Genomic DNA, 2,547 nt, shown 5'->3' with positions numbered 1-2,547 from the left:
GTGCTCGCGCCACAGGGCGGCGGCGCGCAGGGCGGCTTCGAAGGGGCGGGCGCAGGAGACGCGGCCCGCATCCGTGGCCTGCTGACGGGCCTCGACCTCCACAAGCCCTGCGCCGATCAGCTCCAGCCAGCCGAGATCGTCGCTGTCTCGCGCCTTCTCGAACAGCCGTCTCAGATCTCTGCCGAATTCGAACATGGCGCTCCGTCGTCCCGCTTCGGGATCACGAGGGTGATCCGGGGGTCGTCCAAGCAAACGCAGCGCCGTTCGAAGGGTTCGGCTTAACCATATGATGAGAAAAAACGGGGGGCGGCCGATTTTTCGTCTCTAGCCCAGGCGAGGCGCGGCCTTGCGGCAGCGTTGCAGGGCGGAGCGCGCCTCGGCGTCGCCTGCCGACAGGCGGCGCACGGACTGAAGTCGGGCGCGGGTCTGGTCGTTCTCGGCCGCCGTCGGGTTGCGCCCAGCGGTCGTCGCCGCCTGCATGGCCGCCAGCGACCAATAGAGGGCGGCGTCGTAAAGCTCGCGGCCGTAACGGCTTTCGCCGCCTTCCAGCTCGGACGCGGCCTGGGTCAGTCCAGCGCACCGCACCGCCTCGTCATAGGAGACGAGCCGAGGGGCCGGAGCAGGGGGCTGGGCCTGAGCCTGAGCCTGAGCCTGACCTTGAACCAGCGCCAGAACGGCGGTGAAGGCGACGAGCAGCATCTGAACTCCACAGGGGCCGCGAACGGCGACGGCCCGGATCATGACGGCGCGGCGCGGCCGATTTGCGTCTTCCTAGAGAACCACGTCCCCGCGACGGATGAAAGCCGTGTTCAGCAAAGCTTCAGGTTGCATCCGGCGCCGCGGGCATGGCGCGGCCCTGGTCGGAGAGCCAGCGCAGGAGCAGGCGACGATCTTGCGACATCTCGCCTGCGCCGGGGATGGCCGCTACGGCCCCGTCGTCGCGGGCGAAGCCGAAGGGCGCCAGGAGGCGTCCGTCCATCACGGCTTCGGCCGTCAACGCCCAGGGCAGTACCGCCGCGCCCCAGCCCGCCAGGGCGCCGTCCAGGGCGAAATGCAGATGGGCGACCGGCCGCTCGGGCGCGGGGGGCAGCCGCCGTCTGCTCAGACCGGCCCAATCCTTCCAGGCCGTGGCGTGGGTGCGCGGCGTCAGGCGCGGCGCGGTCAAGACCGCCGTCCGCGCGTCGTCTTGGGCCAGGGCGGGGGCGATCACCGGCCCGACCGCATTGGGAATGACGGCGATCGCGCCCAGAGCCTCGATCCGAGGCGTGTCGAGCAATCGCAGCAGCATGTCGGCGCCGCGTCGGCTGACGGCGTGCGGGGCCAGTTCAACCAAGTGGACCCGCACCTGGGGATGCAGGCGGTTGAAGTCGGCCAGACGCGGGATCAGCCATTTGACCGCCAGGCTGGCGTTGACGGCGACGTGCAGGTCGCGCCCGGTCCCGCGCGCCTCGGCCACGGCGGCGGCGATCTGGTCGAAGGCGGCGGTCAGTCCGGGCAGCAGGCCGCGCCCGGCCTCGGTCAGTGTCAGGGCGTGACGCGGCCCCTCGAACAGGCGCAGACCCAGTTGCGCCTCCAGCGCCTTGACCTGTCGGCTGACGGCGCTGTGGGTCACGTTCAGCTCGGCCGCCGCGCGGGTGGCGCCGCCCGTGCGCGCCATGGCCTCGAAGGCGCGTAGGGCGTTCAGCGAGGGCATGGCGCCTGAAGCTGTGAGGTTTTCGAACATGAGGTGTTCGATAGGTCGCTTTCGTCGCGCGGGCAAATCCGCTGACAGAGCGCGCCATGTCGCACGCCGCCGTTTCCCGTCTGATCGTCCCCGTGTTGGGGCTGGGGATGATCGTCTCCTTCGCCTCCAGCTATTATCTGATGGGGGTGCTGGCCGAGCCGCTGGCGGCGGGCGTTGGGACAAATCCGGGCGTGGTGTTCACGGCCCTGTCGGGGGCCTTCCTGGTCTCGGCGGCGCTCAGCCCGTTCGGCGGGCGCTGGATCGACCGGCGCGGCGGACGCGAGGTGCTGTCGGCGGCGGCCGTGATCTTCGCCCTGGCCCTGACCCTGCTGGGGCTGGCGCGCGAGCCGGTCGTCATGTTTGCGGGGGTGCTGATGCTGGGCGCGGGCATGGGGGTGGGGCTGTACGGCCCGGCCTACGCCGTCCTGGTGGCCCTACACGGCGAGGCGGCGAAGAAGTCGATCGCCGCCGTCTCTCTGCTCGGCGCCTTCGGCGGGGCGCTCGGCTGGCCGTTGACCTTGGCGATGATCGAGACCCTGGGCTGGCGCGGCGCCTGCTTCGTCTGGGCGGGGGCGCATCTGCTGCTGTGCCTGCCGTTGTATGCGGCGGTGCTGCCGGACGGGCGAGCGGGCGGCCATCGACCGGCGTCCGGGCCTGTGCGCTGGGACGGAACCATGATCCGCCTGGCGATCCTGTTCGCCGGGGCCTGGTGGGTGGCGACCGCCATGAGCGCCCACCTGCCGCGTCTGTTGACCCGGCTGGGTCTGACAGCGGCCGAGGCGGCCCTGGCGGCGGGCCTGATGGCGAGCGCCGCCATAGCGGTG

3 protein-coding genes and 1 pseudogene are annotated in these 2,547 nt (G+C 71.5%); 1 reads left to right on the top strand and 3 read right to left on the bottom strand.

The features are described 5' to 3' along the window. From BDIM_RS18055 to BDIM_RS12080, 3 genes and pseudogenes are all read right to left on the bottom strand, one after another. Positions 1-195 (bottom strand): annotated as a pseudogene (locus BDIM_RS18055) (hypothetical protein); the annotation flags it as partial. A gap of 129 nt (positions 196-324) precedes the next feature. Next, positions 325-699, bottom strand: coding sequence for a hypothetical protein (locus BDIM_RS12085; protein WP_003165879.1), 375 nt, complete (start codon positions 697-699; stop codon positions 325-327). Between the two features lie 121 nt (positions 700-820). Beyond that, positions 821-1,723 (bottom strand): LysR family transcriptional regulator, encoded by a 903-nt coding sequence (locus tag BDIM_RS12080; RefSeq protein WP_040346041.1) that lies wholly within the window; start codon positions 1,721-1,723, stop codon positions 821-823. Between the two features lie 56 nt (positions 1,724-1,779). On the opposite strand from BDIM_RS12080, the gene BDIM_RS18050 reads away from it, so the two are divergent. Further along, positions 1,780-2,547 (top strand): MFS transporter (locus tag BDIM_RS18050; RefSeq protein WP_169312147.1); only part of this gene is annotated, 768 nt, incomplete at its 3' end.

The sequence above is a fragment of the Brevundimonas diminuta ATCC 11568 genome, from assembly GCF_000204035.1.
Lineage (GTDB): Bacteria > Pseudomonadota > Alphaproteobacteria > Caulobacterales > Caulobacteraceae > Brevundimonas > Brevundimonas diminuta.
The sequence above is the reverse complement of the archived record's forward strand: the minus strand, read 5'-3'. Positions and strand labels throughout refer to the sequence as shown.

Coding starts and splice junctions, on each gene's coding strand:
- BDIM_RS12085 (WP_003165879.1), bottom strand. CDS start 699: ATGCTGCTCGTCGCCTTCACCGCCGTTCTGGCGCTGGTTCAAGGTCAG.
- BDIM_RS12080 (WP_040346041.1), bottom strand. CDS start 1,723: ATGTTCGAAAACCTCACAGCTTCAGGCGCCATGCCCTCGCTGAACGCC.